At 72.1% G+C, this 21,676-nt stretch carries 17 protein-coding genes; 10 read left to right on the forward strand and 7 right to left on the reverse strand.

Features of this window, described 5'->3' with window-relative positions:
- Positions 1-23: 23 nt before the first annotated feature.
- The 3 genes from ACZ4VW_RS21395 to ACZ4VW_RS21405 form a co-directional block, all read right to left on the reverse strand.
- Positions 24-827 carry an ABC transporter ATP-binding protein gene (locus ACZ4VW_RS21395; protein ID WP_467964649.1) on the reverse strand — a complete coding sequence of 268 codons (804 nt, stop codon included), beginning with the start codon at positions 825-827 and terminating at the stop codon, positions 24-26.
- Between the two features lie 226 nt (positions 828-1,053).
- Positions 1,054-2,880, reverse strand: a complete 1,827-nt coding sequence (locus ACZ4VW_RS21400; protein ID WP_467964651.1) for an ABC transporter ATP-binding protein — start codon at positions 2,878-2,880, stop codon at positions 1,054-1,056.
- Between the two features lie 107 nt (positions 2,881-2,987).
- A complete protein-coding gene (locus ACZ4VW_RS21405) occupies positions 2,988-4,310 on the reverse strand; it encodes a cytochrome P450 (RefSeq protein ID WP_467964653.1) in 1,323 nt (440 codons plus the stop codon).
- 335 nt (positions 4,311-4,645) lie between these two features.
- Between ACZ4VW_RS21405 and ACZ4VW_RS21410 the strand changes: the two genes are divergently transcribed.
- The 10 genes from ACZ4VW_RS21410 to ACZ4VW_RS21455 all read left to right on the forward strand — a co-directional run bounded on the left by ACZ4VW_RS21410 (position 4,646) and on the right by ACZ4VW_RS21455 (position 15,616).
- Complete coding sequence (locus ACZ4VW_RS21410) at positions 4,646-5,092, forward strand: DUF6098 family protein (protein WP_467964816.1); 447 nt, start codon at positions 4,646-4,648, stop codon at positions 5,090-5,092.
- A gap of 109 nt (positions 5,093-5,201) precedes the next feature.
- Positions 5,202-5,690: a hypothetical protein gene (locus tag ACZ4VW_RS21415; protein ID WP_467964655.1), complete on the forward strand. Its 489-nt coding sequence runs from the start codon at positions 5,202-5,204 to the stop codon at positions 5,688-5,690.
- Positions 5,691-5,772: 82 nt separating this feature from the next.
- A complete protein-coding gene (locus ACZ4VW_RS21420) occupies positions 5,773-6,540 on the forward strand; it encodes a DUF6766 family protein (RefSeq protein WP_467964657.1) in 768 nt (255 codons plus the stop codon).
- A 134-nt stretch (positions 6,541-6,674) separates the two neighbouring features.
- Complete coding sequence (locus ACZ4VW_RS21425; protein WP_467964659.1) at positions 6,675-7,574, forward strand: oxygenase MpaB family protein; 900 nt, start codon at positions 6,675-6,677, stop codon at positions 7,572-7,574.
- Positions 7,575-7,670: 96 nt separating this feature from the next.
- Positions 7,671-8,249 carry a hemerythrin domain-containing protein gene (locus tag ACZ4VW_RS21430; RefSeq protein WP_467964661.1) on the forward strand — a complete coding sequence of 193 codons (579 nt, stop codon included), beginning with the start codon at positions 7,671-7,673 and terminating at the stop codon, positions 8,247-8,249.
- A 255-nt stretch (positions 8,250-8,504) separates the two neighbouring features.
- Complete coding sequence (locus ACZ4VW_RS21435) at positions 8,505-8,900, forward strand: hypothetical protein (protein ID WP_467964663.1); 396 nt, start codon at positions 8,505-8,507, stop codon at positions 8,898-8,900.
- Positions 8,900-9,457 carry a hypothetical protein gene (locus ACZ4VW_RS21440; protein ID WP_467964665.1) on the forward strand — a complete coding sequence of 186 codons (558 nt, stop codon included), beginning with the start codon at positions 8,900-8,902 and terminating at the stop codon, positions 9,455-9,457. The genes ACZ4VW_RS21435 and ACZ4VW_RS21440 overlap by 1 nt, the downstream gene beginning before the upstream one ends.
- A complete protein-coding gene (locus tag ACZ4VW_RS21445; RefSeq protein WP_467964667.1) occupies positions 9,457-14,085 on the forward strand; it encodes a putative T7SS-secreted protein in 4,629 nt (1,542 codons plus the stop codon). Before ACZ4VW_RS21440 ends, ACZ4VW_RS21445 begins: the two co-directional genes overlap by 1 nt.
- Entirely contained in the window at positions 14,078-14,824 is a 747-nt protein-coding gene (locus ACZ4VW_RS21450) for a hypothetical protein (RefSeq protein ID WP_467964668.1), read from the forward strand. Before ACZ4VW_RS21445 ends, ACZ4VW_RS21450 begins: the two co-directional genes overlap by 8 nt.
- A gap of 117 nt (positions 14,825-14,941) precedes the next feature.
- Positions 14,942-15,616 carry a glycoside hydrolase family 16 protein gene (locus ACZ4VW_RS21455; RefSeq protein WP_467964670.1) on the forward strand — a complete coding sequence of 225 codons (675 nt, stop codon included), beginning with the start codon at positions 14,942-14,944 and terminating at the stop codon, positions 15,614-15,616.
- Between the two features lie 48 nt (positions 15,617-15,664).
- Here ACZ4VW_RS21455 and ACZ4VW_RS21460 read toward each other — a convergent pair whose 3' ends face one another.
- From ACZ4VW_RS21460 to ACZ4VW_RS21475, 4 genes are all read right to left on the reverse strand, one after another.
- Entirely contained in the window at positions 15,665-17,728 is a 2,064-nt protein-coding gene (locus tag ACZ4VW_RS21460; protein ID WP_467964672.1) for an iron ABC transporter permease, read from the reverse strand.
- Positions 17,729-17,732: 4 nt separating this feature from the next.
- Positions 17,733-18,713 carry an ABC transporter substrate-binding protein gene (locus tag ACZ4VW_RS21465; RefSeq protein WP_467964674.1) on the reverse strand — a complete coding sequence of 327 codons (981 nt, stop codon included), beginning with the start codon at positions 18,711-18,713 and terminating at the stop codon, positions 17,733-17,735.
- On the reverse strand, positions 18,710-19,570 hold the full coding sequence (locus tag ACZ4VW_RS21470; protein ID WP_467964676.1) for an ABC transporter ATP-binding protein: 861 nt from the start codon (positions 19,568-19,570) through the stop codon (positions 18,710-18,712). Before ACZ4VW_RS21470 ends, ACZ4VW_RS21465 begins: the two co-directional genes overlap by 4 nt.
- 412 nt (positions 19,571-19,982) lie before the next feature.
- The gene (locus tag ACZ4VW_RS21475; RefSeq protein WP_467964678.1) at positions 19,983-21,491 is read right to left on the reverse strand and encodes a DUF4246 domain-containing protein; all 1,509 of its coding nucleotides are present in this window, start codon (positions 21,489-21,491) and stop codon (positions 19,983-19,985) included.
- Positions 21,492-21,676: the final 185 nt, after the last annotated feature.

Raw genomic sequence — 21,676 nt, forward strand, 5'->3', positions numbered from 1 at the left:
CGCTGTCGGGGGTGCGCCCTGGGTCAGGACGCGGCGGTGGCCTCGGACCGCTGCGGGAAGCAGGCGAGGTACCCGGTCGCGGGGTCGCGGACGACGTTGACGCGCAGCCCGAAGGCCCGCTGGATGACCTCGGGGTTGAGCACCTCGTCCGGGGTTCCGGAGGCCGCGATCCCGCCGTCGGCGACGACGACGACCTCGTCGGCGTAGGCGGCCGCCTGCATCAGGTCGTGCAGCACCACACCACAGGCGATGCCGTGCTCACGGGCCAGGCGCCGTACGACGTCGAGCACGTCGAACTGGTGGCGCATGTCGAGGTACGTGGTGGGCTCGTCCAGCAGGAGCACGCCCGCCTTCTGGGCCAACACCATTGCGAGCCAGGCTCGTTGGCGCTCGCCTCCGGACAGCTCGTCGAGCCGGCGCTCCACCAGCGGAGCGGCGTCCGTGACGTCGAGCGCCCAGTCGATCGCCTCCGTGTCCGCGTCGGTGTGACGGGCGAGGGCGCCGCGGTGAGCGTACCGGCCGTGTCGTACGAGCTCCCGGACGGTGACGCCGGCCGGCGCCTGGGACGACTGGGGAAGGAACGCGAGGCGCTGGGACAGCGCACGGCGCCCGAGGGAGCCGATCGGCTCTCCGTCGATCCTCACCTCGCCGCCGAGGGGCGGGAGAAGACCGGCCATCGTCCGCAAGAGGGTTGATTTCCCACATCCGTTGGGACCCACCAGGACGGTGATCCCGCCGGCCCGTAAGGACGCGTCCACCTGCTTCAGCACCGGACGGCCGCCATGCCCGACATCGAGGCCGTTCGCCACCAGGCGGACATCACCCACGGACACCACATCCCTTCACCACCGCCGAACCGACGGCGCCACCATACAACTTAGGTAAGGCACGCCTTAGACCTCAGCGGCTCGGACCGCAGCTTGTGACCAGGTCGAGATCTCCCGCACCACCATGCGCCCCCGAAAGTCGCAGAACCCCCTTGCGGAGATGCCCACTTGAGGCTAGGGACGAGATCGCCCCCAGCCTCACGCGGCCTTCGGGGTGACGGTCCGGTCAGCCCGCTCGTCCCTCGGCCCGCAGGGGCTCGTCGTCGAGAAAACCGCCCGACTGGTGCTGCCACAGCTTCGCGTAGGCGCCGTCCGTGGCGAGCAACTCCTGGTGGGTGCCCTGCTCGACGATCCGTCCGTGGTCGAGGACGACGAGCTGGTCCATGGTGGCGACCGTGCTCAGACGGTGCGCCACGACGAGCGCCGTCCGCCCCTCCATGAGACGCCAGAGCGCGTCCTGGACGAGGATCTCGCTCTCGGAGTCGAGGGCGCTGGTCGCCTCGTCGAGCAGCAGGATCGGCGCGTCGCGCAGGATCGCCCTTGCGAGTGCCACTCGCTGGCGCTGCCCTCCGGACAGTTTCACCCCACGCTCGCCCACCATCGTGTCGAAGCCGTCCGGGAGGGCATCGGCGAACTCCGTGACGTGCGCCGCCTCGGCCGCGCGACGGATCTCGGCCTCGGTGGCGTCCGGCCGGGCGAACGCGATGTTCTCCCGCAGCGTGCGGTGGAACATCGCCGGGTCCTGCGGCACGTAGGCGATCAGACCGCGCAGGTCGGCCTGGCGCAGCCGGCTGATGTCCTGCCCGCCGATCATGATCCTGCCGCCGTCGATGTCCGTCATCCGCAGCAACAGCCGGCTGAGCGTGGTCTTGCCCCCGCCCGACCGGCCGACGAGCCCGATCTTCGTCCCGCTGGGCACCGTCAGTTCGAGGCCCTCGAAGAGCGGCTCCCCGCCCGCGTGGGCGAAGGTCACCTTCTCGAAGCGCACGTCGGAGCCTTCGGACAGCAGCGGTTCCGGGGTCACCGGGTCGAGCACGGTCGGCGGGTCCAGCAGCAGTTCGGTGAACTGCGCGGCCTCCGTCATCGAGCTCTCCAGCCGCCGGTAGATCTGGTTGAACTCGAACATGATGCGCGTCGCGTTGGCGTAGTACGTGAAGGCCACGACGACCGCCTCGACGCCGAGCCCGCCCCCGCCGAGCGCGAGGGCGACCAGCAGGCCCAGCACGTTGGTCAGCACGGACATCGGCGCGACCAGGGTGTCGATGCGCAGGTTGCCGTAGTCCCAGGAAGCCAGCGTGAACCTTCGCGACTCCGCGACCCGGGACCGGTGTTCGGCGGCCTCCCGTTCCTCGGCCGCGAAGGACCGGACCGTGTCCATGTTCATCAGACTGTCGGCGACGTGGCCCGACACCCGGGCGATGGCCGCCTCGCGCCGGGCGACGAGCGCCTGACGGCGCCGGATCAGGGGTGCCACGCACAGCGCCGTGAACAGGATCATCGTCAGGAGGCCGACCACGAGCATCGGGTCGTACTGCCACAGCACCACCGAGGCGAACAGCAGCGGCACGAAGCTGCCCATGACCGAGAAGGTCAGGGTGTCGACGAAGTCCTCGAAGCGGGAGGCGAAGCTCAGGACCCGCTTGGTCAGCGATCCCGCGAAGTTGTCGTGGAAGAACGCGGCGTCCTTCGCGAACAGCTCGTCCATGCCGATGATGTACAGGCGCTCGATGCCCCGCGCGTCGAGGCGGTTCAGACAGTGCAGTCCGACGCGCCACAGCGCCTCCGAGAGGAGGAGGACACCGGCGAAGGCGAGGACGTAGGGCAGGGCCCAGCCGATGCCGGTGCCGGTGCCGTCGTCCCCCGCGATCCGGCCGACGAGCTTCGCGACGACCAGGGGCGCGATGTAGCTGATGCCGATGTTGCCCAGCGCGGGGAGCAGCATCCCGGGAACCGTCAGCCGGCGAAGCCGGGCCAACTCCCGGCCGTAATAGCGGAGAGCGAGGATGACCGGGCCTTTGCCCGGCGAACTATCGTGCGATTGAGGCGAGTCCATACCAATCCTGTGTTTTTGGACCGGAAAGCCAGGAAAAAGCAGTCTCCCGCAGGGGTGTCCGCAGGGTCCAAGCGTTTTTCGCCGGGGCGTGAACCGACAGGCGGGTTTCAGCCGACCAGCACGGCGGGGGTCGGCCCGTCGGGGCGGACGGTGATGCCGTAGGCCGCCCCGGACGGCGTGGAGTGGAAGCGCGGGGTGTGGGCCGGCAGCAGGTGTTCGAGGAGGACGGTCGACTCCAGGAGCGCGAACCGCAGCCCCAGGCAGGCCCGGGGGCCGATGCCGAACGGGAGGTAACTCCCGGGGTGGGCGGGGCGCCGCCCGGAGGTGGTGAAGCGCGCCGGATCGAACCGCTCGGGGTCGTCCCAGAGCTCGGGGTCGCGATGCGTGAGGTAGGGACAGACGATGACGTCGGTGTCGGCCTCGATGGCGTATCCGGCGAGGACGTCGTCCTCCGCCGCGGAACGCGGCAGGATCCAGGCGGACGGGTAGAGGCGCAGCGTCTCGTGGACGAGCGCCTGGACGGCCTGCCGCCGTTCCGCCGAGCCCTCGGGGCCCGCGGCGAGGGCCCGCTCCCGTGCCTCGGGGGCGCCCTCGAGCAGGAGGTGGAGCCAGGTGAGGGTGGTGGCGGTGGTCTCATGACCGGCGACCAGCAGGGTGACCAGCTCGTCGCGGATCAGCCGGTCGGTGTACTCCGGGCTCGTGCCGGCCGCGTCGAGCAGGACGTGCAGCAGGCCCGGTCCTTCCGGTCCCGGCCCGGCGTCGCGGGCGACCGCAATGGCGCGGCTCGCCACGGCGTCGATCCGGGCGAGCTCGGCGGCGACGGCCTCCCGGGCGGCGCTCCCGTCGGCCGGCAGGCCGGGCAGCGCGGCCACCACGGCGGGGACGGCGGCCAGTTCACGCTCCGTACCGGCGTCGAGAGGGTGTCCGGTCAGGGACCGCCAGATGGTGTCCAGGGCGAAGCGGCGCATCTCGTCACCGACATCGAGGACCTGCCCGGTACGGGCGTACGCGGCCCAGCGCGCTGCGGTGGTCCGGGCGGCCCCGGTGATCCGCTGTTCGTAACGGCGCATTCCCCGGCCGGTGAACTGCGACTGCAGCAGCCGCCGTTGCCGCTGCCATGCCTCGCCCGTCGCGGCCAGGACGCCGTCACCGATCAGCAGTCGGGCCCGGTGCGAGCGCTTCACGTACCGCTCGGGGCGGAGCGCGAGGACGTGCTGCACGGCCTGGGGACCGGTGACCAGGACGGTAGGGCGGGGGCCGAGCCGGATCGCGGCGACGCCGCCGAGGCGTTCGCGTGCCTGGGCGAAGAGGTCGACGAGGTCCCCTCCCCCGGCCTGCCACTGCCCGACCAGGGCGGGATCCAGCTCGGGGACCCGGCGGCCTGCCGGGGACGGGCTCGGGAGGGAGCCGGGTCGGGCGTCGGTGGCCACGGGGTCTGCTCCTCTTCGGCGGTGGTACGTCGCCATCGGGCCGGTGCGGTCATCACGCACTGTAAGGGAGGCGGCACGAGAGGCGACAGGCTGTATCCGGCCGCGAGGTGGCGCGGCATCAAGGCACCAGGCGGCGAGGTCGGGGCGGGAGGCTCTGCCGAACAGCGCCGAGTGACCGCTCGCGAGCCGGGTATGCGCGGTTCGTGCACTCCGAGAACCACGAGAACCACGAGTACCGCGCGAACCGCGAGAGCCGCGACCGGCGCGAGGGCCCCGAGACGCATGCGGGGACGACGTACGAGGGCCACGACGGCCACGAGGACCGCGCCTCGGCCATGCCGGTGTTCCGGTCGCTCGACGAGCTGACCGGTCTCGTCGCCCGGCGCACGGGCGTGTACGTCCGCTGGTCACGGGGGCCGTCGGCGGACCTCCCCGACCTCGCCAGCCGCGACGACCTGACCGGGATCCCGATGCCCGGCCTCTCCGCGAACCCGCTGGACGTCGAGGCCTGGTGGGGCGAGCGCCCGCTCCGGCTCTGGGCGGCCCGTCGCCTGTACGACTACGCCCACCTGCCGCACGTCAAGGACCGCCGGGTGCGGCCCTGGCTCCTGCACGGCAAGGAGAACGGGCGGGGTCCGGACAACGAGCCCCTCGTCACCGACGTCGAACCGCTGGGGTGGATCGACGGCGCGGTGATCGAGGAGGCCACCGAGGAGATCGGGCGGCAGCGTGGCCCCTGGGGCCCCCTGGACCGCAGCCCGCGGGGCGGGCATGCCGCGTAGGCCCACCCGGGCGGAATCACCCGCCCGGGCGGCGTGAACCGCTCCCTTCGGGTAGGGAATGAACGGAAAGAACCGATTCAGACGCCTGGACATGGCCTGGAGGACGTACATGAACGCGGCCGACGAACGATCCGCTGGTCACGCCCCTCGCCGAGAGCCGTGGCCCTCGGTGGTCCGCCCCCTCCGGGGCATCGGGCGCGCGGCCGGTGCCGGAGCCCTGGCCGGTGTGCTCGGGCTGCTGCTGTCCGGATGCGGCGCGGCCGAAGCGCGGGTGAACGGCGCCCGGGACGCCGGCCGCGCCTTCGAGCGGGCGCTTGCCGCACGGGACTACGCGGCGGCGTGCCGGCTCCTGGCTCCGGACACCCGTACGGCGCTGGAGGAGAACGAGAAGCAGGCGTGCGCGCGGGCGCTGGAGGGTCAGGAGCTGCCGGTGTCCCAGACCGTGGACGACACGGAGGTCCACGGGCGACAGGCCCTGGTCCGTGCCGGTGAGGAGACGCTGTTCCTGTCGCAGTTCTCCCCGGGCTGGCGCGTGGTCGCGGCCGGCTGCACGCCACAGGAGGACAAGCCTTACCAGTGTGTCGTGAAGGGCGGTTGACCATGCGCGGTCTCTTCGTCGCCTGCCTGGTCGTGATCCTGGGCGGGCTCGGGTATTTCATCGTGATCGGGGCGATGCACCGATGAGCCGTAACGAACGGGAGCCGCAGGAGGAGCAGGGACGGCAGGAGGAGCCGGGGCCACAGGAGGAGCAGGGGCGACAGGGAGAGCAGGAGCGCGGGAGCTTCTGGAGGGACAACAGCCTCACGCTGGCCTTCGGGGCCGCGTTCCTCCTCGCCCTCCTCGGCCAGGCCCTGGCCGGGCACGCCGAGTTCAACGAGCAGCTCACCGACGACGGTCTTCAGCGGATCGGCCTGGGCGAGTACATGATGTCCTCGGACTTCGCCGTGGACGTCACCGAGAACTGGCAGTCGGAGTTTCTGCAGTTCTTCCTCTTCATCTTCGGCACCGTGTGGCTGGTCCAGCGGGGGTCGCCGGAGTCCAAGGAACTCCACAAGATCGGTACCGAGTCCGACCACGACCAGCGCGTCGGCGATCACGCCGGGGAGGACGCTCCCCGCTGGGCCGCGGCGAAGGACTGGCGCCAGCGGGTGTACTCGCTCTCGCTGGGTCTGGTCATGAGCGGCGTGTTCGTCCTGTCCTGGCTCGCGCAGTCGATCTCGGGCCTGGCCGCCTACGACGAACAGCAGCTGCGGCAACTCCAGGACCCGATCGGATGGGGCGAGTACCTGGGCTCACCGGACTTCTGGAGCCGGACGCTCCAGAACTGGCAGTCGGAGCTCCTGGCCGTGGCGGCCATGGTCATTCTCTCCGTGTACCTGCGCCAGCGGGGATCACCGGAGTCCAAGCCGGTCGGTTCCTCCCACACCGCCACCGGCGTCGAGGGCTGACCCCGACGACGCCCCGGCTGTCTCGTGGGCGGCGGGTCCGCTCCCGCTCACCGGCCGTCGCCGGCCGCTCGCGAGCGACGCCACCACCGTCGCGGGCCTTCTCGGGCCGGGGACCGGCGGGCGATACTGGGCTCATGGTCTGGCCACCGCCGCTCGCCGGCGAGCTGCGCAAGCGCGCCGGGGACGCCCTGCTGCACCGGGTCGCGGGCCCCACGGCGTACGAGAAGCGGGCCCGCATCCACGGCACGCCCGGGCCACGCTGGTTCGGTCCGGAACGGCCCGTACGGACCGTGCACGCCGACGCCTCGATGTACATCGGCGGACTCGCGGCCCTGCTGCTCCAGTCGCTGCACCCGGTCGCGATGGCGGCGGTCTCGGCACACTCCGGGTTCCAGGGGGACCCGTGGGGCCGGCTCCAGCGCACCAGCACCTTCCTGGCGGTCACGACGTTCGGGGTCGAGGCGGACGCGACGCGAGCGGTGGAGCGGGTACGGCAGGTGCACGGGAGGATCACCGGGACGACGTCCACGGGCGTGCCGTACCGCGCCTCGGACCCCCATCTGCTCACCTGGGTGCACATCGCCGAGGCGGACTGCTTCCTGCGGGCGCACCAAAGGTACGGGCGCCGTCCCCTGGACGCGTCCGGCGAGGACGGCTACGTGGCGGACATGGCCCGGATCGCGCGGCGGCTGGGCGCCGAGCGGCCGCCCGAGACCCGCGCCGAGCTGACGGAGCTCCTTCGCGCGTACCGTCCCGAACTGCGTGCCACTCCCGCGTCCCGCGCGACGGCCCGGTACCTGCTCTCGCACCCTCCCCTGCCGGCCGCGGCGCGGCTTCCGTACGCGTTCCTGGCCGCCGCGGCGGTCGAGCTGCTGCCTCCCTGGGCCAGGGCCATGGTCGACCCGCCACCGCTGACGCGGCTGATGCTGCCGGTGGCACGGCTCGGGGGCCGTGCGATCACCGCGGCCGTCCGGTGGGTGACTCCGCCCCCTCCGCCGTCACCGGACCGTCCTCCGGTCTCCGCCGCCGGATGACCGTGTTTGCCCGCGCCCCGGCGGGTTAGGCGCCGTGGAGACCGGACAGGTTGCGCGGCGGCGCCTGTCACGCGAGGTGACACCGGAGGAACGATCATGAGCAGCACGACCGCCGGATCGCGGTACACACCCGAAGCCGAGGACGACATCCTGGAGCAGTTGATCCAGCAGCACGACCAGATCCGACAGCTGTTCGCGGAGACCGCGGACTCGGAGGGCGACACCAAGCAGCAGTGCTTCGACGAGCTGCGCGCCCTGCTCGCGGTCCATGAGACGGCGGAGGAGATGATCCTGAGGCCCGTGGCGAAGCGCGTCGCCGGGCAGGAGGAGGCGGACGCGCGCAACGAGGAGGAGTCCCGGGCCAACGAGGCGCTCGCCCGGCTCGAGGAACTCGACGTGCACAGCGCCGACTTCGACGCCCGTCTCCTCGCGTTCCAGCAGGAGGTCGAGGCGCACGCGCGGCACGAGGAGCAGGAGGAGTTCCCGGTCATCCGCGCCGAGTGCGACATCGAGGACCGGCGCTCGATGGGACGGCGGCTCCGCATGGCCGAGCGCATCGCGCCCACCCATCCGCACCCCGGTACCGCGGGCTCCCCGGCCGCCCAGTGGGCGGTGGGCCCGTTCGCCTCGCTCCTCGACCGCGCGAAGGACGCGTTCAGCAGGCCGGGGCAGTGAGCGCTGCCGCGGACCGGGCCGGCTGAGCCGCCGGACCGCTGTGACGAGGCGGCCTCGGCCGCCGGGTCCGCTCGACGCCCGCCCGGGGCGCACCCCTGACGCGCGGAGGCCGTTCTCTCGGACGAGAGGACGGCCTCCGCGCTGTGCCGTGCCCGTTCCGCGGTCACCGGGGCACGCGTCGTCCTGGAGGAACCGCCGGGCGCGTGAGTACCGTCTCTCCTCGGAGCCACTCATCGCACGGAGGGGAGACGCGCCATGGAACTGAGCGAAGAAATCGCCGCATTCCGGGGTGGCAGGGGGGAACCCGGCCGACTGGTGGGCGAGTTCCGGCGGGCGGTGCTGCTCGCCCCGCTGGCGGCCGGGGCCGGAGGCGGCGTGATGTCCGCCGTGCAGGGCGGCATCCGCTGGCTGTACGCGTTCACCGACGAGGCCGCGCTGGCCCGCTTCGCACAGGCGCGAGGGGCCGGGGACCGGGAGTGGGAGTACCTCGCGATCCTGGGCGCGCGTCTGGTCGACACGATCGTCCCGATGGTCGACGGTCCGGCGGGGGTCGCGGTGAACGTGGCCGACGAGGACGGCTCGATGCTCTTCCCGCCGGTCCTGGGCATCGTGCCCGAGACCTGCGCCGTCGACCGGACGGACGCCGCCTGATGGCCGGCGATCCGGATCTCCGGCTGTCGCCCGCGGCCGTCGCGGGCATCCAGAAGGGCCTGCGCGCGGCCATGGCGGAGCTGCGCGAGTCGTCGGACGCGGCGGGCGCCTCCCAGGGAGCCGGTTTCAGCGACCTGTCCATGACCGGCATGGAGGCCGGGCACATGGGTCTGGCCACCGACTTCGAGGACTTCTGCGAGCGCTGGGAGTGGGGGGTGCGCAGCCTGGTCCAGAACGCGAGCATCCTCGCCCGCTCCCTCGGCATCGCCGCCGGTCAGGTGTGGGAGGAGGACCAGTACATCCAGGGCACGTTCAAGGTCGTGGCCAACGCCGCGTACGGCAACCCGCACGCGAGCGAGGACGAGATCGAGCAGAAGGCGTGGGGGGACATCTTCCGGGCCGACGTCTACAAGCCGGACTACAGCCTGGAGTCCTTCGAGAAGAGCCAGAAGGACATCGAGCAGACCTGGTCGGACACCGCGGACAAGGTGTCGTCCACGGGAAAGATCGGTTCGCTGAAGGACCTGCTGGACCAGGCCGACGGGGATGGTAACTGATGGGCTGGAGGGACTTCGTACCGGACTCGGTGGAGGACTGGGTCGAGGACCGCGCCGAGGACGTCGGCGACGCCGTCGAGTGGACCGGCGACAAGGTCGCCGACCTGGCGGAGGACGTCGGTCTCGACGGGGCGGGCGACTGGATCCGCGACAAGAGCCGGTCCGCGGCGAACCAGCTCGGCGCGGATGTCGCGGAACTGGAGCTGGGGCAGACGGAGGATCCGGCCAAGCTGGTCTACGGCAGCGCCTCCAAGATCCGCGCGCAGGTCTCGCACCTGAGCGACTTCGAGCTGTCGTTCACCCTCGTCGGCAACGGCATCAAGGCCCTGCAGGGCGACGGTCTGAAGGGCGAGTCGGCGGACGCCTTCCGGGAGTCCATCGCGCAGGAGCCGCCGAAGTGGTTCAAGGCGGCCGAGGCCTTCGGCAAGGCCGCCGACGCGATCAACCGGTTCGCGGACACCGTGGAGTGGGCGCAGGGCAGGGCGAAGGAGGCCCTGGAGGAGTACAACAAGGCGAAGAAGGTCTCGCAGGACGCGCGGAACGCCTACAACAAGTCGATCGACGACTACAACGCGGCGGTCGAGGCGAAGAGCGACACCCTGCCGCCGAGGCCGTCCGCGACCTTCACCGATCCCGGTGTCGCGCTGGCCAAGGCAGCCCAGGACAAGCTCGACAACGCGCGCAAGCAGCGCAACGAGGTCGCCGAGACGGCCCGAACGGCGGTCCGCGCGGCCCGTGACGCGGCCCCGCCCAAACCCTCGTACGCCGAGCAGCTCGTCGACGGCCTGGACTACCTGGAACTCGCCAAGACCCATCTGACGGGCGGTGTCATCAAGGGCGCGGCCGGTCTCGTCAACTTCGCCCGCGCGCTCAACCCGACCGACCCGTACAACCTGACCCATCCCGCCGAGTACGTGATGAACCTCAACTCGACGGCCGCGGGCCTCGTCACCATGGCCAACGACCCGTGGGGCGCGGGCAAGCAGATGCTCGACGAGTTCATGAAGGACCCGAACGAGGGCGTGGGCAAGCTCCTGCCCGAACTGCTCGGGACCAAGGGGCTGGGCGCGGCGAAGAAGGGCGGCTCGGTCGCCCAGCACCTGGACGACCTTGACGGGCCGGGCCGCAAGGACACGGACCGGAACGGCCCGCACCACGGCGAGCGGCCCGACCCGGAGAAGGCCAGTGAGGGCACCGACCCGGTCGACCTCGCCACCGGCCGGATGTACCTCCCGCAGACGGACGTGGTCCTCCCCGGCACCTTCCCCTTCGCGTTCACACGGCGTGCGGAGTCGGGCTACCGGGCGGGCCGCTGGTTCGGCCCCACCTGGTCGTCCACGATCGACCAGCACCTGGAGATCGACGCCAAGGGAGTCGTCCTGGTGTCCGAGGACGGTCTCCTCGTCGGCTACCCGCACCCCGCGCCCGGAGTGCCGGTCCTGCCGGTCTCGCCGTCGGGGCCCCGTCAGGCCCTGGAGCGGACCCCGGACGGCGACTGGACGCTGACCGACCCGCTGACGGGCCACGTCCGCCGCTTCGCCCCGCCGGCGGGCGGCGCCGAGAACGGCATCGCGCCGATCGTCCAGCTGGAGAGCCCGGGCGGCCACCATGTCACCTTCGAGTACGACGAGCACGGCACTCCGCTGGGCCTGGCCCACTCCGGCGGCTATCAGCTGCGCTTCGAGACCGCCGAGGGCCGGATCACCGCCCTGCACCTGACCGGCGGCGGCCGTGTCCTCGCGTACGGCTACACCGACGGGAACCTGACGGAGGTCACCAACTCCTCCGGGCTGCCCCTGCGGTTCACCTATGACGACCGCGCCCGCATCACCTCCTGGACCGACACCAACGACCGCCGTTACGAGTACGCCTACGACGATCTCGACCGGTGCGTCGCGGAGGCCGGCGAGGCGGGCCACATCGCGCTGACCTTCCGCTACGACGAGCCGGACCCCGGGACCGGCCACCGGGTGACGCGGGTGACCACGGCCGCCGGGCACACCCGCCGCTATCTGATCGACGAGCGGTACCGGGTGGTGGCCGAGACCGATCCGCTCGGCGCGGTCACCCGGTACGCCTACGACGTCCGGGGCCGTCGTGTCGCGCAGACCGATCCGCTCGGCCACACCACCCGCACCGCCTACGACGACGCCGGCCGCCTGGTCTCCTACGTCCGGCCCGACGGCCGGGAGGCGCGCGCCGAGTACGACGAGCACGGCCGGCCGGTCAAGGTCGTCGCCGTGGACGGCTCGGTCGTCCGCCAGACCTACGACGAGCGCGGGAACCGCACCTCGGTCAGCCGCCCGGACGGGACGGTCACCCGGTTCGGCTACGACGAACGCGGCCATCTCAGCACCGTGACCGACCCGATGGGAGCGGTCACGCGCGTCCGCACCGACCGGGCGGGGCTGCCGCTCGCCGTCACCGACCGGCTCGGCGCCACCACGACGTACGAGCGGGACGCCTTCGGGCGGGCCACGGCGGTCACCGACCCCCTGGGCGCGGTCACGCGCACGGAGTGGACGGTCGAGGGCAGGCCGCTGCACCGGACGGGCCCGGACGGCGTGCGGCGCTCGTGGACGTACGACGGCGAGGGCAACTGCCTGACGCGTTCCGACGGCCCCGACGGCGGCACGGTGCGCTTCGAGTACACCCACTTCGACCTGCTCGCCGCCCGGACCGACGCGGACGGCACGCGGCACGAGTACACGTACGACGCCGAGTTGCGGCTGACCCGCGTCCGCAACCCCCAGGGGATGACCTGGGAGTACGCCTACGACCCGGCGGGCCGGCTCGTCCGGGAGACCGACTTCGACGGCCGCGCCCTGGACTACGCCTACGACGCCGCCGGCCGGCTCGGCACCCGCACCGACGCCCTCGGGCAGCGGATCACGTACGAGCGCGACGCGCTCGGGCACACCGTCCGCAAGGACGCGGGCGGCACGGTGACGACGTACGAGTACGACGTCTTCGACCGGCTGGCCGCAGCGGTGTGCGGAAACAGTGTGCTGACCCGGCTGCGCGACCGGGCCGGCCGGCTGCTCCAGGAGACGGTCGACGGCCGCACCCTCACCTACTCCTACGACGCCGCGGGCCGGCGCACCGGCCGGACCACCCCGACGGGGGCCGTCGCCGTGTGGGCGTACGACGCGGCGGGCCGCCACGAGGCCCTGACCACCTCCGGCCGGCGGATCGGCTTCACGCACGACGCGGCGGGCCAGGAGCTCCGTCGCACCTACGGGGACGCCGTCGCCCTCGACCACGCGTGGGACGAGGCCGGCCGGCTGGTCGAACAGCGGCTCACGGGCCCCGGGCAGGAGGTGGTGCAGCGCCGCGGGTACAGCTACCGGTCCGACGGCGTCCTGACCGGGATCGACGATCTGCTGACCGGACCGCGCGGCTTCGAACTCGACCCGCGCGGCCGGGTGACGGCGGTGCACGCCGAGAACTGGACCGAGCGCTACGCGTACGACGAGGCGGGCAACCAGACCTCCGCGTCCTGGCCCGGCTCCCACCCCGGAGGCCAGGACGCCACCGGACCGCGCACCTACGAGGGCACCCGGCTGATCGGCGCCGGCCGGGTCCGGCACGAGTACGACGCCCTCGGCCGCGTCGTGCTCCGCCAGAAGGCCCGGCTCTCCCGCAAGCCCGACACCTGGCGCTACGAGTGGGACGCCGAGGACCGCGTCACGGCGGTCACCACCCCGGACGGGACGCGCTGGCGGTACACGTACGACCCGCTGGGACGGCGCACGGCCAAGGAGCGGATGTCCCCGGACGGTCGCGAGGTCGCCGAGCGGACGGTCTTCACCTGGGACGGCAGCGTGCTGTGCGAGCAGACCAGCAGCGCGGCGGAGGCCGACCGGGCGATCGCCGTGACCTGGGACCACCGGGGTCTGCGGCCGCTCGCGCAGACGGAGCGGATCCTCGACGCCGACCAGGACGTGGTGGACGCGCGGTTCTACGCCATCGTCACCGACCTGGTGGGAGCGCCCACCGAACTCGTCGACGAGCACGGCGTGCCGGCCTGGCGCAGCCGGTCCACGCTCTGGGGCTCCACGGCCTGGAACCGCGACGCCACGGCGTACACGCCGCTGCGCTTCCCCGGCCAGTACTTCGACACGGAATCGGGCCTGCACCACAACTACTTCCGTGTCTACGACCCCGAGACCGCCCGCTACCTGAGCCCGGATCCGCTGGGCCTGAGGGCCGCTCCCAACCCGGTGGCGTACGTCTCCAACCCCCTCGGGTGGTGCGACCCCTTCGGTCTCGCCCCCTACTCGGACAGCACCAGGGCGGCGCAGGGCGTCGACCACCAGCTCAACGAGGCGGAGAGCGGGAAGTCGAACCACTACCTGGAGGGCATCGGCGGGGACGAGGTGAAGCTGGAGAAGTACCTGCGGGGCCACTTGCAGTCCCCGGCCAACTACGTCGACGACGCGACAGGGGCGCGCATCATCATCGACCACAGCCTCGACCCGTCCAGGCCGGTGGCGATCATCCGCCAGGACCGTATGATCCACGCGTACCACATCGATCCGGAGGACCTCTCCAACTACATCACTCCGCGGGACGGCAAGGACGAGGCGAAGTGGCGAACCCCGAAACCGGACGAAGTGAATGAATAGCCCCGGCACACGCGACGACTGGCCGGGGTACCGTGCCGAGCCGTCCTACGACCCCGGCCAGAGCCGGGTCTTCCCGGCCCCGGTGCCGCCGGAACTGCGGGCCCTCGGGACCGAGGTCCGGGCGGCGGACTGGCCGGTGCGGCTCGCCTTCCGGGCCTCCCGGACCGCGCTGCTCGACACCCTCTGCCGCTGGCAGACGCTGCGCGCGCTGGCGTACGTCCACCTGCTGGCCACCCGTACGGCGGACGAGCGGCTGTCGGCGGACCTGAGGGTGGTGCCCGGCCTCGAGACGGCCGGGGACGCGGGGCTGCCCGAGCTGCTGGCGCGGCTGGAGCGGGCCGCGTCGGACCTGCCGGCGGATCTGCTGGACGCGGTCGTGTGCGACAGCGGCGGACTGCTCACGGAGAACCGGTTCGCGGCATCGGTGCTGGCCGCCGGGCTCACCGCCGATTCGCGCCCGGGAGACCCGGACGTGGCGGTCTCCCGCGCCGTGGTGCTCACCAGCTACTGGTACGAGGTTCCCGAGCGGCGCGGCGCGCTGGCCCTGGCGTGGAGCGCGAACCTGTTCGTCCGTTCGTGGCTCGAGTGGTCGGGGCGATTCGTGTACGGCGACCCCGCGGGGGGCCTCGGCATCACCGCCGACCCCCGTCCGCAGCGCCCTCCGGCCTCCGCGCTCCCGGGCTGGGCGGCCCCGCTGCTGGACCGCGTCGCACGGGGGGACACCGGATCGGCGTCGTGACGGCCCGAGGCGAAGGCGTGGCGACTTCTCGACAAGGAGCGGGGGTTCGGTCTGCGCGGAGCGGCCGGGGGCAGAACGTCGGGTGACGGAAAAGTCTCACCCGGCCAGGAGTTGACCATGCCGCACTCGACGCCGGCCGGCAGGCCGGTCCTCACCGCCGACTTCGGTTCGTCCGAGCAGTGGACCGCCGGCCGCTCGTGGGCCTATCCCGACGGCGGACCGGTCAACCCGCGGGACAACAAGCTGGATCACCTCGTGGAGGACCCCGACTACAGCCGCTCCGGGGTCTTCCGTGCGACGCGCCGCCGCGACGGACTGTGGGACGCGGGACTGCTGACGACGGAGGGCAGCCCCCAGGGGTTCGAGGTGCGGGCCGGTGACGTTCTCGAGGCGCGGGTGAGGCTGCCCGAGGAGACGGGAGCCTGGCCCGCGATCTGGACGTGGCGCGACGGCGGGCAGGAGATCGACGTCTTCGAGTACCACACCGACAACCCGGACCTGCTCGAACTGTCGAACCGTGTGCGCGGCGCCCACCACTACCACCGCTCCCCCGGCGTGCGCCCCGGCGGCTGGGTCGATCTGCGCACCGAGTTCGGGGCGCGCTCCGTGGTGTGGTGGGTCGACGACACCGAGGTGTTCGCGGACGGTCGCGGGGTCGGCCGGTCCTGGCACGCCTATCTGATCGTCAACCTCTCGGTCTGCGCCGGCCGTTACCACCCGGCGCCCGACGCGGAGACGAACGAGATGTCGTTCGAGGTGCGTGATCTGCGGGTGTTCCGGGGCGGCGGGTGACGCGCGCTCCCCGCCGGCCCGTGCGGGCGGCGGGGAGCGGTGGGCGTCCTACCGGCGGCTGCGCACGAGCAGGTAGAGGAAGTAGGGCGTGCCGACCACCGCCGTCATGAGGCCGGCGCCCAACTGGGCCGGCGCGATGACGGTCCGGCCCACCAGGTCGGCCGTGCAGACGAGCGCCGCCCCGAGGAGCACCGCGACCGGCACCACACGAGCGTGCTGCCGGCCGACGAGGGCCCGCGCCGCGTGGGGGGCCACGAGTCCCACGAAGCCGATGGTGCCGGCGGCGGCCACGGCGGTGGCGGCGAGCAGCACGCTCAGGACGAGGAAGCCGAGGCGGCCGCGTCCGAGGTCGAGGCCGAGGAGCCTCGGGGTGTCCTCGTCGAGGGAGACGAGGTCGAGTTCGGTGCGCCGTACCACCGCGACGGCCACGCCCGCGGCGAGTGCGACGGCGAGGGGCAGCACGTCGGGCAGGGTGCGCCCGTAGGTGGAACCCGACAGCCAGGTGAGGGCCTTGGTGGCGTTGAACGGGTCGGTGAGGATGATGAGCAGGCTGACCAGGGCGGCCGACCCTGTGTGGATCGCGAATCCCACGAGGACGAGCCTGGTCTGTTGGAATCCGCCGCGCGCGGCGAGCCCGAAGAGGATGACGGAGGCGACCGCCGCGCCGGCGAACGCGGCGCCCGCCACGCTCCACGCCCCGACCAGGGGCACCGTCGTCACCAGGAGCACGGCGCCGAGCGCGGCGCCGCCGGAGACTCCCATGATGCCGGGCTCCGCGAGCGGATTGCGGGTCACGGCCTGGACGAGTGTCCCGGCCAGCGCGAGCGCGGCGCCCGCGAGGAGGGCGGCGAGGACCCGGGGCACGCGGGTGTCCAGGACGAAGGTGACGGTCTGCCCGGCCTGTCCCAGCGCCCAGTTGGTCACGTCGCCCAGCAGCAGCTTGGCGTCGCCGAGCAGGACGGCGGCGATGGTCACGCCGACGAGCACGACGACCAGGACGGATGTGACGGTGAGGAAGACGGACCGGCTCCTGATGCGCAGCCGGTCGGCGGCGACACCGGCGGTGTCACGGAGCCGGGTGGCCATGACGATCACGAAGACGGCCCCGACGAGGCTGGTGACGACGCCCGTCGGCACCGCGACCGCCGTGTCCGCCGGTACGAGGGTGCGCAGCAGCACGTCCGAGCCGAGCACCAGGGCGGCGCCGACGAGCCCCGCGACCGGAATGCCGACGCGGGTCCGGGTGAACCCGCGGAAGCGACGGGCGAGGGCGCGGGCGAGCGCCGGGGCGCACAGGCCGACGAAGCCGACCGGACCGGCCAGGGTGACGGCGGCCGTGGAGAGGAGGGCGGCGAGCACGACGGCCGTGACGCGGGTGGAGCGTACGGGAACGCCGAGGCCGCGGGCGGCGTCGTCGCCGAGAGCCAGGGCGTCGACCCGGCGGGCGAGCAGCAGCAGACCGACGAGGCCGATGACCCCGATGGGCGCCATCTGCAGCACGCCGTCGAACCCGTTCTGGGCGATGCTGCCCTGGTTCCAGTGGTAGACGCCCTCGGTCTGCTGGGGAAACATCAGCAGAAGTCCCTCGGTGACGGCGGTGAGGCCGAGGGTGAGGGCGCTGCCGGCGAGGACGAGGCGGACGGTTCCGGTGCCGAGCCCGGACAGTCCGAGCACCACGGCCGCGGCCGTGAGGCCGCCGGCGAACGCGATGCCGGAGGAGGCGAGCAGCGGGAGCGAGACGCCGGTGGCGGCGGTCAGCCCGAGCGCGAAGTACGAGCCGGCGTTGACGGCGAGGGTGTCGGGCGCGGCCAGGACGTTGCGGCTCACCGCCTGCAGGGCGGCACCCGCCATGCCGAGCACGACCCCGACGAGCAGGCCCGCGGCCATCCTCGGCAGTCGCGAGGCGATGACGACGGACGCGTCGTCGGGGTCGGCGTGACCGAGGAGGGCTTTCCCGACCTCGGACGCGCCGACGGCGGCGGTGCCCTGGGTGATGTCGACGAGCGCGAGGCCCGCGACGAGGAGGAACAGTGCGGCCGTCACCGCGGCCGCGCCCGACCGGGACGTGGCCGTCGACGGACGGGTGGCGGGAGTGGTCGCGGTGACGGCCATGGTCCTACTTCTTCGTCAGCGCGGCGACGACGGAGTCGACGTACGCGCTCATCGACTCGGGACCGCCGAACATCCAGATGCCGTCGGACAGTCGGTGGACATGGCCCTTCTTCACGAACGGCAGCGAGGTCCACACCTTGTCCTTGGCCAGCACTCCGGTGAAGGGGGTGCTGTTCTTGTCGCCGTCGTTGCCGATGTAGGCGAAGTGCACGTCACCGAGCTTGGTGAGGCCCTCGACGTCGGTCGCGCCGAGGCCGTAGGCCGGGTCGCCCTTGACCGTCCAGGCGTTCTTCAGGCCGAGCTTCTCGTTCACCCCGCCGATGAGCGAACCTCCGGTGTAGGGCCGGATCGAGACCTGGTTCGAGACGACGTAGCCGTCGGCGAACGCGTACGACGCCCCGGCCAGACCGGCGCCTTCCAGGGCCTTTTTGCCTTCGGCCAGCTTCGTCTCGAACTGCTTCTTGAGCAGGTCGGCCTTCTCCGTGGTGCCGGTGGCCCGGGCGATGAGGTCGAGGTTCTTCGTCATCTGGCCGACCGGGTCGGTGGCGTCGGCCGCCTTGACGGCCAGGACGGGGGCGACCCCGCGCAGCTGCTTCACGGCGGCCGGCGGCAGGTCGGTGGTGGCGACGATGAGGTCGGGCTTCAGGCCGGCGATCGTTTCCATGCTCGGCTCGCCGCGCGTGCCGATGTCCTTCGGGTCGTTCTTCAGCGGGACGGCGGAGTTCCAGGTCTTGTAGCCCTTGACGTCCGCGACGCCGGCCGGGGCGACGCCGAGCGAGATCAGGCTCTCGACGACGTTCCACTCGGTGCCGACGACCGTCTTGGCGGGCCCGTCGAGCTCGACCTTCGCGCCGGAGGCGTCGGTCAGGGTGATGGGCGCCGCGGACTTCTTGGCGTCGTCCTTGGCGGGTTCGGTCGTCCCGCAGGCGGTCAGAGTGAGCGCCGCCGTGGTGGCGACGGCGGCGGTGAGGAGGAGGCGTCTCATGGGGTGGGGCTGAGCCTTTCGCTTCGCGTGTGGTGGCGGCCTACCGCTCGGGTGCGGAGCCGTCCGGTCAGGGGGTCGGTGTCGACGTCGACACGGATGCCGTACGTCTCGGTGAGGCGCTCGGCCGTGAGCACGTCCTCGGGGCGGCCCTCGGCGACGACGCGTCCCGCGTGGAGCAGGACGATCCGGTCGGCGACGGCCGCGGCCTGGTCGAGGTCGTGGAGGACGACGCCGACGGCGATGCCGTGCTCGTCGGCCAGGTCCCGGACGAGGTCGAGCAGTTCGACCTGGTAACGCAGGTCGAGATAGGTGGTCGGCTCGTCGAGGAGGAGTACGCCGGTCTCCTGGGCGAGGCAGCCGGCGAGCCAGACGCGCTGGAGTTGCCCTCCCGAGAGGTGCTCGACACCCCGGTCGGCGAGTTCCACGGCGCCGGTCAGGGCGAGGGCACGGTCCACGGCCGCCCGCCCTCCGGGGTCGGCCTTCCCCCAGCGCCCCCGGTAGGGGTAGCGGCCGAACTCGACCACGTCCCGCACGGTCAGCCCGCTGGGCGTGGGGCGGCCTTGTGTCAGCAGCGCCACGTGCCGGGAGAACTCACGGGGGCTCAGGGCGAGGCCGTCGGTGGCGCCGTCGATGACGAGCGCGGCGGTCCGGGGCTGCTGCAGCCGGGCGACCGTGCGCAGCAGCGTGGACTTCCCGCTTCCGTTCGGCCCGACGAGGACGGTCACTTCGCCGGCCCGCAGGGTCAGGGAGGCGTGGTGGACGACGTCGACGCCGTCGTACGCCACGGTGACACCCGTGGCCGACAGCTCATGACCGCGTGGGCGGACGTCCGTGGTGGTCTCTTCAACAACTCGCACGCAGCAGAGGTTAGCCTAACCTAAGCACTGGACGGAACAGGGTCTCGACTGTCGAGCGCAAGACGAAAATCAGCCGACCTCAGCCGGTTCCAGCCGCCCATGGCCGGCCGCCCGCTTCCCCACCTCAGCCTCCCGCCTCCCGCCTCCCGCCTCCCGGTCTAGGCGACGCGACCCCCTGACGTCGAGCCCTCGGTGCGCGACCGCGCGAGCCCGATCGCGCTGCTGGACGAAGTCACCACCGCGCACCCCGTCAACGAGGCGGCCGTCCACGCCGGCGTCGAGCGCCTGATGGCAGACCGAACGACGAGCTCCTGCGCCGCGGCGGCCGCTACGCCGACTTCTGCAAGCTCACCTCGGTGCCCGCGGCCGACGTGTGACGCTCCCTACCGAAAGCCCCAAGGACGGAGGAGCTTCAGTGCTCACAGAGGGAGAACTCTCGCTCGTAGAGCTGCTCGTTGTGTTCGTCGACGAAGAACTTGCGTTCCCTCATGAGCTGTTCGCGGTAGTCCTTCGCCTGTTCCAGGGTCATGGTCGAGGTGTCGGACCACGGCTGCTGCGGTGGCACATCGGAGGTCGAGACGATCTTTTCCGACGGGTCGACCAGGAAGAACGCGAGGATCTTGCGGTGTCCCGGGCGGGCCGGGTCCGCGAGGCGGAAGGAGCCGACGCGGTGCTGGAGGATGTTCGGGAACGCCAGGCAGCGACCGGCCGGCGTCGATGCCGAGCCCAGCGCCTGGTTCAGCGCGTCCTCGTCCTCCAGGCCGTAGACCTCGCGCAGACCGTTGTCGTCGTTCTGCTCGTAGGACGGGTCGTCGAGTGCCGCCCGGAAGCTCAGCCGGCTTTCGGTGATGTTCTCGCTGTCCCAGTAGTAGATGCCGGTCGAGACGATCCGCTCGTTCAGCATCCCCTCGACATGCCAGGAACCGCCGGGGTACTCGGGCTTGTCCGGGGTGAGGTGGATCGCGGCGAGCTTGACGATGACCTGAGGACCGCGGCCGCGCAGGTCGACCCGGGCGGCTTCGTCGGGCCGCTCGGGCGGGGTGAAGACCGGGGCGTCCGGGACGACGGGGAGGCGGTTCTCCCACCAGTCGTCCTGGGCCACTTCCCAGGCACGGAGGGCTTCCCGGTAGGCCCCCTCATCACCATAGGCGGACTTGTCCGGATACTCCGGCTCGGAGTCGTACCACCCGTAGGGATCGGCCTCGATCCGTAGGGGCCGCGGATGGCGCAGATCCGTGAGCACGTTCTCCAGCAGCGGGCGGAAGCGCGCGAACACGTCCGGCAGCACGGAGGCCAGTTCGTGATGCGTCTCGGGGTGGACGTTGTTGACGTACGAACGGAAGGCGACATCGCCGTCGTCACTGACGTCGACGTCCGTGGGCAGCCACTGGAACTTCTCCGAGAACTCGTACGTCGAATAGCGGTCCGTCGGGTTCCGCCAAGCCCGCTCGGGCCCGCCGCTCACCTCTCTCACCAGGCAGAACAGTGAGGGATGGACCAGATCCAGAACCTGACCGTCGGAACCGGGATGCCAGTCCCGTTCCGCTTCGGGGACCTCTTCCAGAACCCGAACCGCCTCGCGCAGCCGGGACCTGAGCTTGTCGTCGACCAGTGTGTCCGACTGCCACACCCCGTCCACGGCGGACACCTCGACGCCGGTTCGTCCGTCCCGCAGCGCGGCGTAGTGCACGAGTTCGTCGAGCACATACCGAACCTGCGCGTCGGTGAGGCCCTGCGCCACCGCTTCCCGCGTCCACCTGGCGACGATGTCGGCATCGTGCATCTTGTCGAACCACCGCGGCTTCTCCCGGATGTGCGCGCTGCACTGCATCATCTGCAGCTCCCGCAGCGTTCGGGGGGTCGCGAACGGCAGGGAACGCGAGGCTTGAAAGGGCAGCGGGAAAGCGGTCAGGCCGGTCAACTCTGGTGATCCTCACGGTCGGTGTGCGGTGGCGGGAACGATAGCCGAGCAGACCGACACCGCAGCCGTGACCCCGGTCCGCCGGTGTCGCGTCGCTCGCCCTTTCGCCCCGCGCCGGCCACGACAGAGGCGCAGAGTGCGCCTCAGCCCGCGCACCGCCCCATCGCCGCCTTCGTCGCCGGCCG

The organism is Streptomyces sp. NPDC029139 (assembly GCF_055564335.1).

Excerpts from the sequence above, each read along its gene's own strand:
- ACZ4VW_RS21400 (WP_467964651.1), bottom strand. The coding sequence starts at position 2,880 with ATGGACTCGCCTCAATCGCACGATAGTTCGCCGGGCAAAGGCCCGGTC.
- ACZ4VW_RS21410 (WP_467964816.1), top strand. The coding sequence starts at position 4,646 with ATGCCGGTGTTCCGGTCGCTCGACGAGCTGACCGGTCTCGTCGCCCGG.
- ACZ4VW_RS21415 (WP_467964655.1), top strand. The coding sequence starts at position 5,202 with ATGAACGCGGCCGACGAACGATCCGCTGGTCACGCCCCTCGCCGAGAG.
- ACZ4VW_RS21420 (WP_467964657.1), top strand. The coding sequence starts at position 5,773 with ATGAGCCGTAACGAACGGGAGCCGCAGGAGGAGCAGGGACGGCAGGAG.
- ACZ4VW_RS21425 (WP_467964659.1), top strand. The coding sequence starts at position 6,675 with ATGGTCTGGCCACCGCCGCTCGCCGGCGAGCTGCGCAAGCGCGCCGGG.
- ACZ4VW_RS21430 (WP_467964661.1), top strand. The coding sequence starts at position 7,671 with ATGAGCAGCACGACCGCCGGATCGCGGTACACACCCGAAGCCGAGGAC.
- ACZ4VW_RS21435 (WP_467964663.1), top strand. The coding sequence starts at position 8,505 with ATGGAACTGAGCGAAGAAATCGCCGCATTCCGGGGTGGCAGGGGGGAA.
- ACZ4VW_RS21440 (WP_467964665.1), top strand. The coding sequence starts at position 8,900 with ATGGCCGGCGATCCGGATCTCCGGCTGTCGCCCGCGGCCGTCGCGGGC.
- ACZ4VW_RS21445 (WP_467964667.1), top strand. The coding sequence starts at position 9,457 with ATGGGCTGGAGGGACTTCGTACCGGACTCGGTGGAGGACTGGGTCGAG.
- ACZ4VW_RS21450 (WP_467964668.1), top strand. The coding sequence starts at position 14,078 with ATGAATAGCCCCGGCACACGCGACGACTGGCCGGGGTACCGTGCCGAG.
- ACZ4VW_RS21455 (WP_467964670.1), top strand. The coding sequence starts at position 14,942 with ATGCCGCACTCGACGCCGGCCGGCAGGCCGGTCCTCACCGCCGACTTC.
- ACZ4VW_RS21460 (WP_467964672.1), bottom strand. The coding sequence starts at position 17,728 with ATGGCCGTCACCGCGACCACTCCCGCCACCCGTCCGTCGACGGCCACG.
- ACZ4VW_RS21465 (WP_467964674.1), bottom strand. The coding sequence starts at position 18,713 with ATGAGACGCCTCCTCCTCACCGCCGCCGTCGCCACCACGGCGGCGCTC.